The organism is Lysobacter xanthus, from assembly GCF_047159895.1.
Window position 1 is genome coordinate 1 of record NZ_BAAGAB020000100.1, and the last position, 6,714, is coordinate 6,714.

Genomic DNA, 6,714 nt, shown 5'->3' on the forward strand with positions numbered 1-6,714 from the left:
CGGTACTGGGCTGGAAGGAGTTCGAGATGGAGGTGGTCCGCGACAAGGCGGACAACTGCATCATCGTCTGCTCGATCGAGAACTTCGATGCGATGGGCGTGCACACGGGCGACAGCATCACCGTCGCGCCCGCCCAGACGCTCACCGACAAGGAATACCAGCGCCTGCGCGACGCCTCGATCGCGGTGCTGCGCAAGATCGGCGTCGACACCGGCGGCTCGAACGTCCAGTTCGGCGTCAATGCGCACGACGGCCGCGTGGTCGTCATCGAGATGAACCCGCGCGTCTCGCGCTCTTCGGCGCTCGCGTCGAAGGCGACCGGCTTCCCGATCGCGAAGGTCGCCGCCAAGCTCGCGGTGGGCTACACGCTCGATGAACTTCGCAACGAGATCACGGGCGGCCGCACGCCAGCATCGTTCGAGCCGTCGATCGATTACGTCGTCACCAAGATTCCGCGCTTCGCCTTCGAGAAGTTCCCGCAGGCCGATGCGCGCCTCACCACGCAGATGAAGTCGGTGGGCGAGGTGATGGCGATGGGCCGGACGTTCCAGGAATCGCTGCAGAAGGCGCTCCGTGGGCTGGAAACGGGCAAGGTCGGCCTCGATCCGACCGGCCTCGACCTGTCGAGCGACGACGACCTCGCCACGCTCCGTCGCGAGCTGAAGGAGCCGGGCGCCGAGCGCATGTTCTTCATCGGTGATGCGTTCCGTGCCGGCATGTCGGTCGAGGACATCCACGCGCTGTCGCATGTCGACCGCTGGTTCCTCGATCAGATCGAGGAAATCCTGCTCGCCGAGAAGGAGGTCGCCGCCGGTGGCCTCGCCGCATTGGACGCCCGCCGCATGCGGGCGCTGAAGCGCATGGGCTTCTCCGACGCGCGCCTCGCGCAGCTGAGCGGCACCGACGAGACGGCCGTGCGCGCGCTGCGCCGCGCCTTCGGCGTGCGACCGGTCTACAAGCGCATCGATTCCTGCGCGGCCGAGTTCGCCACCGATACGGCCTACATGTACTCGACCTACGAGGACGAGTGCGAGGCGAACCCCAGCGACCGCAGGAAGATCATCGTGCTCGGCGGTGGTCCGAACCGCATCGGGCAGGGCATCGAGTTCGACTATTGCTGCGTCCATGCCGCACTCGCGCTCCGCGAGGACGGCTTCGAGACCATCATGGTCAACTGCAATCCCGAGACCGTCTCGACGGACTACGACACCTCCGACCGCCTGTACTTCGAGCCGCTGACGCTCGAGGACGTGCTGGAGATCGTCGATCTCGAAAAGCCGTTCGGCGTGATCGTGCAGTACGGCGGACAGACGCCGCTGAAGCTCGCCCGTGCGCTGGAAGCCAACGGCGTGCCGGTGATCGGCACCTCGCCCGACAGCATCGACCTCGCCGAGGACCGCGAGCGCTTCCAGAAGCTCGTCGACCAGCTCGGCCTGCGCCAGCCGCCGAACCGCACCGCCCGCAATCCGGAGGAAGCCCTCGTGCTAGCGAGGGAGATCGGCTATCCGCTCGTGGTGCGCCCCAGCTACGTGCTCGGCGGCCGTGCGATGGAAGTCGTGCATTCGGACTCGGAGCTGTCGCGCTACATGCGCGATGCGGTGAAGGTTTCGAACGACTCGCCGGTGCTGCTCGACCGTTTCCTCGACCACGCGGTGGAGGTGGACGTCGACGTGATCGCCGACCGCGAAGGCAACGTCCTCATCGGCGGCGTGATGGAGCACATCGAGGAGGCGGGCGTGCATTCGGGCGACTCGTCGTGCTCGCTGCCGCCGTACTCGCTGTCGGCCGCGACGCAGGACCTGCTGCGCGAGCAGGTGGTCGCGCTGGCGCGCGCGCTCAAGGTCGTGGGTCTGATGAACACGCAGTTCGCGATCCAGCAGGAAGCCGACGGGAGCGACACGATCTTCCTGCTCGAAGTGAACCCGCGGGCCTCGCGCACCGTGCCGTTCGTCTCCAAGGCGATCGGCATTCCGCTCGCGAAGATCGCGGCGCGCTGCATGGCCGGTCGCACCCTCGCGGAGCAGGGCGCCTCGAAGGAGATCGTGCCCGACTACTTCTCGGTGAAGGAGGCGATCTTCCCGTTCGCCAAGTTCCAGGGCGTCGATCCGATCCTCGGGCCGGAGATGCGTTCGACCGGCGAGGTGATGGGCGTAGGCCGCAACTTCGGCGCGGCGATCGCACGCGCGCAGGAAGCGGCGGGCATCCGCGCGGTGCCGGCGACCGGCAAGGTCTTCGTCTCGGTCCGCGACCCGGACAAGCAGCGCGTGCTGCCGGTGGCGCAGGAACTGGTGCGCCAAGGCTATGCGATCGTGGCGACGCGCGGCACCGCCGACTTCCTGCAGGCCAACGGCGTCTCGTGCGAGGTCGTCAACAAGGTGATCGAAGGCCGGCCGCACGTGGTCGACCTGATCAAGAACGGCGAGATCGTCTACATCGTCAACACGACCGAAGGCCGCCAGGCGATCTCCGACTCGTTCTCGATCCGTCGCGAGGCGCTGCAGCATCGCCTGACGTACTCGACGACCGTGTCGGGCGCGCGCGCACTGCTGCAGTCGCTCGAGTACCGCGGCACGGGCCCGGTCTGGTCGCTGCAGGAACTGCACGCCACCATCGTCTGAGCCCCCGCGAGGGACGCCGGCCGGCCGCCGCGTGCGGCCGGTCGCGTTTCCAACCTACGCGCCGCGGCCCCGAGCGGGCACAATCGACCCCATTCGATCGACGGCGCGGTACGGCCGGCGTCGCCACAAGGAAATCCCATGAGAAGCCCGATCACCGCCAAGGGTGCGCTGCGTCTGCGTGCCGAGCTCGAGAACCTGAAGTCCGTGCAGCGGCCGGCCGTCATCAATGCGATCTCGGAGGCGCGCGCGCACGGCGACCTCAAGGAGAACGCGGAATACCACGCCGCGCGCGAGCAGCAGGGGTTCATCGAGGGCCGCATCAAGCAGCTCGAGGGCGAGCTCTCGCATGCCGAGGTCATCGACGTGACGAAGCTCAACGCAGGCTCGCGCGTCGTGTTCGGCGCGACGGTCGAACTGGCCGACGTCGATACCGACGAGCAGAAGACGTACCAGATCGTCGGCGACCTGGAAGCGGACATCAAACAGGGCCTGATCGCGATTTCGTCGCCGGTCGCGCGTGCGGTCATCGGCAAGCACGAGGGCGACACGATCTCGATCGATGCGCCGGGCGGCACCCGCGAGTACGAGATCGTCAGCGTCCGCTACCTCGGCTGATCATGGCGACCGCGCGGCTCGTCCTGCCCGACCCGGTTCGCTTCGCGGGCGAGGCGCTGCCGCCGGCGGTCGCGTCGGCGCTGGGGCGGGCCGAGCGTGGGGGCGACGCGCGAGGAATCGAAGGCTTGTTCGACCTGCTGCCGATCGGCTGGCCCGCTGCGGCCGTCACCCGTCAGGCGCAGAGCGGCGACGCGGCAGGCGCGACGTGGCTGCGTGCCGATCCCGCCTACGTGCGTCCCGACATCAATGGCGCACGCCTGCTGGCGGTCGGCGAAACGCTCGCGCTGGATGCCGCGTCCGCGGAGTCGCTGCTGGAACCGCTGCGTCCGCTGTTCGGCGACGTCGGCCTTCCGATCGAGGCCGGCGAGCCGTCGGCCTGGTTCCTGCGGATGGCCGCCGATCCGCCGCCCCTACCGGCGTTCGCGTCGCCGGACGACGCATTGGGCGCCGACCTCTTCGACCAGATGCCGCAGGGCGCGGAAGGCCGCCGCTGGCGTGCGCTGATGTCGGAGGCGCAGGTGCTGCTGCACCAGCATCCGCTCAACGCGGAACGGCAGGCGCGCGGGCTGGCGCCGGTGAATTCCGTCTGGTTCTGGGGGGCAGGGCGCTTGCCCGATCGCATCGCGGGCCGCGTCGCGCGAATCCTGTCGCCCGATCCGACGCTGCACGCGTTCGCGAAGGTGGCGGGCATCGAGGCAATGCCGCTCGATGCGTGGTCGCCGGCGGATGTCGACACCGCCTACGACCTGCGCCACGAGCGGCGCCTCGACCGGCTGTGTGCGGCGTGGCTCGAGCCGGTGGTCGCCGATGTCGCACGCGGTGCGGTGGGCGCGGTCGAACTGCACTGGGCCGACGGCCGTCGATTCACGCTTCGCCGGTCGCAGTCGCTGAGATTCTGGAAGCGCCCACTGCGCGTCCTCGCCGAGCACGAAGACGCATGAGCCGATCGCGGGCCAAACTCGTCCGCCGTCCCCATGTCGTCCCGGGCGACTGGGCGCGCGAACTGCATCCGGTGCTCGCACGCGTGTACGCGATGCGCGGCGCGCTGTCGCTCGAGCACGCGCGACCGAAGCTGGCGCACCTGCATCCTCCGGAAACGATGCTCGGCCTCGACGCGGCGACGCGCCTGCTCGCCGATGCCATGGACAGCGACGCGCACATCGTCGTGGTCGGCGACTTCGACTGCGACGGCGCGACCGCCTGCGCGGTCGGCGTGCGCGGACTGCGCATGCTGGGCGCGCGTCGCGTCTCGTATGCCGTTCCGAACCGCATGGTGCACGGCTACGGCCTGACGCCGGCGATGGTCGACGAGATCGCGCCGATGCAGCCGGACCTCGTCGTCACGGTCGACCACGGCATTGCCTGCCACGCCGGCGTCAGCGCAGCGAAGGGGCGTGGCTGGAAAGTGCTGGTCACCGACCATCACCTGCCGGGCGAGGCACTGCCGCCGGCCGATGCGATAGTCGATCCCAACGTGCGCGGCGACGGGTTCGCGAGCAAGGCACTCGCGGGCGTCGGCGTCATCTTCTACGTGCTGCTGGCGTTGCGCCGGCACCTGCGCGATCGCGGTTCGTTCGCCGGCTCGGTTCCGGACCTGTCGCAGCTGCTCGACCTGGTCGCGGTCGGAACCGTGGCGGACCTCGTGCCGCTCGACCCGAACAACCGCGCACTCGTGGCCGCCGGGCTGCGACGACTACGCGCCGGGCAGGCCTGCGCTGGGCTGCGCGCGCTCGCCGAAGTCGCCCAGCGCGACCTCGCGCGACTCGGCACCGCCGACATCGGCTACGCCGTGGCGCCGCGCATCAATGCGGCGGGACGGCTCGAGGACATGTCGCTCGGCATCGAATGCCTGCTCACCGACGACCCGACGCGGGCGCGCGAGATCGCGCACCTGCTCAACGAGATCAACGGCGAGCGCCGCGCCGTGCAGGAGCAGATGGTCGACGAAGCGGAGCGCGCGCTCGCGCGGGTCGAACTTCCGGGCGGCGACCTTCCGGCCGCGGTCTGCCTGTTCGATCCCGAATGGCATCCCGGCGTGGTCGGCCTGGTCGCGTCGAAGATCAAGGAGCGGCTGCACCGCCCGGTGGTCGCCTTCGCCCCGTCCGCCCCGGGCTCCACGATGCTGCGTGGCTCGGCGCGGTCGATCCCCGGGTTCCATATCCGCGACGCACTGGCGACGGTCTCCTCGCGCCGGCCGTCGCTCATGGACCGGTTCGGCGGGCACGCCATGGCGGCCGGGCTCAGCCTGCGGCTCGACGCGTTCGCGGAGTTCTCGGCCGCTTTGGCCGAGGCCGCCGCCGAAGGGCTGACGCCCGACCTGCTGCAGGCGGAAGTGCTCAGCGACGGGGAGCTCGCGCCGGAGGAGCTCGGCCGTAGCTGCGCCGAGGCGCTGCGCGACGGCGGGCCGTGGGGCCAGGCGTTCCCGGAACCCCATTTCGACGGGGAGTTCCACGTGCTGTCGACGCGGATCGTCGGTCAGCGGCACCTGCGCATGGAGCTGGGCCTCGGGGCGATGCGCCTCAACGCCATCGAGTTCGGCGGGGCGTCCGAGCCGCCCGGGCCCCGCATCCGCATCGCGTACCGGCTGGAGCCGGACGACTACCGCGGCGGCGACGCCTTCCAGCTGGTCGTGGTGCACCGCGAACCGGCCTGAGCCCGCGCGCTGGTAGAATCGCCGGCTCTTTTCCATGCGACGACGGACATGATCGAACTCAATCCCGTCCGCCAGCGAATCGCCGACCTCAAGGGTCGGCTGGATTCGCTCAGGGGGTATCTTTGACTTCGACCACAAGGTCGAACGTCTCGAAGAAGTAAACCGGGAGCTCGAAAGCCCCGACATCTGGAACGACCCGGACCGCGCACAGGCGCTCGGCCGCGAGCGCGCCTCGCTGGAGAAGGTCGTCCACGGCATCCGCAGCCTCACCGACGGCCTCGTCGGCGCCAACGAGCTGCTCGAGCTGGCCGAGATGGAGGACGACGAGGACACCGCGACCGCGGTCGTCGACGACGTCGAGAAGTACGCGAAGGAAGTCGAGCAGCTCGAGTTCCGTCGCATGTTCTCCGGAAAGATGGACAACGCGAACGCGTTCGTCGACATCCAGGCCGGCGCCGGCGGCACCGAGGCGCAGGACTGGGCCGAGATCCTGCTGCGCATGTACCTGCGCTGGTGCGAATCGCGCGGCTGGAAGACCGAGCTCATGGAAGCCAGCGGCGGCGACGTCGCGGGCATCAAGTCGGCCACGCTGCGCGTGGAGGGCGACTTCGCCTACGGCTGGCTAAAGACCGAGACGGGCGTGCACCGCCTCGTGCGCAAGTCGCCGTTCGACTCCGACAACCGCCGGCATACCAGCTTCACTTCGGTGTTCGTCTCGCCGGAAGTCGACGACAACATCGACATCGAGATCAATCCGGCGGACCTGAAGACGGACGTCTATCGCTCGTCGGGCGCCGGCGGCCAGCACGTCAACAAGACGGAATCGGC

General features: G+C 69.4%; 4 protein-coding genes and 1 pseudogene. All 5 read left to right on the forward strand.

Going from position 1 to position 6,714, the window contains the following annotated elements; translation table 11 throughout:
* A partial coding sequence (carB, locus tag ACY35P_RS14650) for a carbamoyl-phosphate synthase large subunit (protein WP_462116578.1) occupies window positions 1-2,618 on the forward strand: 2,618 nt, incomplete at its 5' end.
* A 138-nt stretch (window positions 2,619-2,756) separates the two neighbouring features.
* The gene (gene greA, locus ACY35P_RS14655) at window positions 2,757-3,233 is read left to right on the forward strand and encodes a transcription elongation factor GreA (protein ID WP_462116579.1); all 477 of its coding nucleotides are present in this window, start codon (window positions 2,757-2,759) and stop codon (window positions 3,231-3,233) included.
* Window positions 3,234-3,235: 2 nt separating this feature from the next.
* Window positions 3,236-4,174 (forward strand): phosphoglycerate mutase, encoded by a 939-nt coding sequence (locus ACY35P_RS14660; RefSeq protein ID WP_462116580.1) that lies wholly within the window; start codon window positions 3,236-3,238, stop codon window positions 4,172-4,174.
* The gene (gene recJ / locus ACY35P_RS14665) at window positions 4,171-5,886 is read left to right on the forward strand and encodes a single-stranded-DNA-specific exonuclease RecJ (RefSeq protein ID WP_462116581.1); all 1,716 of its coding nucleotides are present in this window, start codon (window positions 4,171-4,173) and stop codon (window positions 5,884-5,886) included. The genes ACY35P_RS14660 and recJ overlap by 4 nt, the downstream gene beginning before the upstream one ends.
* A 48-nt stretch (window positions 5,887-5,934) precedes the next feature.
* Window positions 5,935-6,714 (forward strand): annotated as a pseudogene (locus tag ACY35P_RS14670) (PCRF domain-containing protein); the annotation flags it as partial.

Excerpts from the sequence above, each read along its gene's own strand:
- greA (WP_462116579.1), top strand. The coding sequence starts at position 2,757 with ATGAGAAGCCCGATCACCGCCAAGGGTGCGCTGCGTCTGCGTGCCGAG.
- ACY35P_RS14660 (WP_462116580.1), top strand. The coding sequence starts at position 3,236 with ATGGCGACCGCGCGGCTCGTCCTGCCCGACCCGGTTCGCTTCGCGGGC.
- recJ (WP_462116581.1), top strand. The coding sequence starts at position 4,171 with ATGAGCCGATCGCGGGCCAAACTCGTCCGCCGTCCCCATGTCGTCCCG.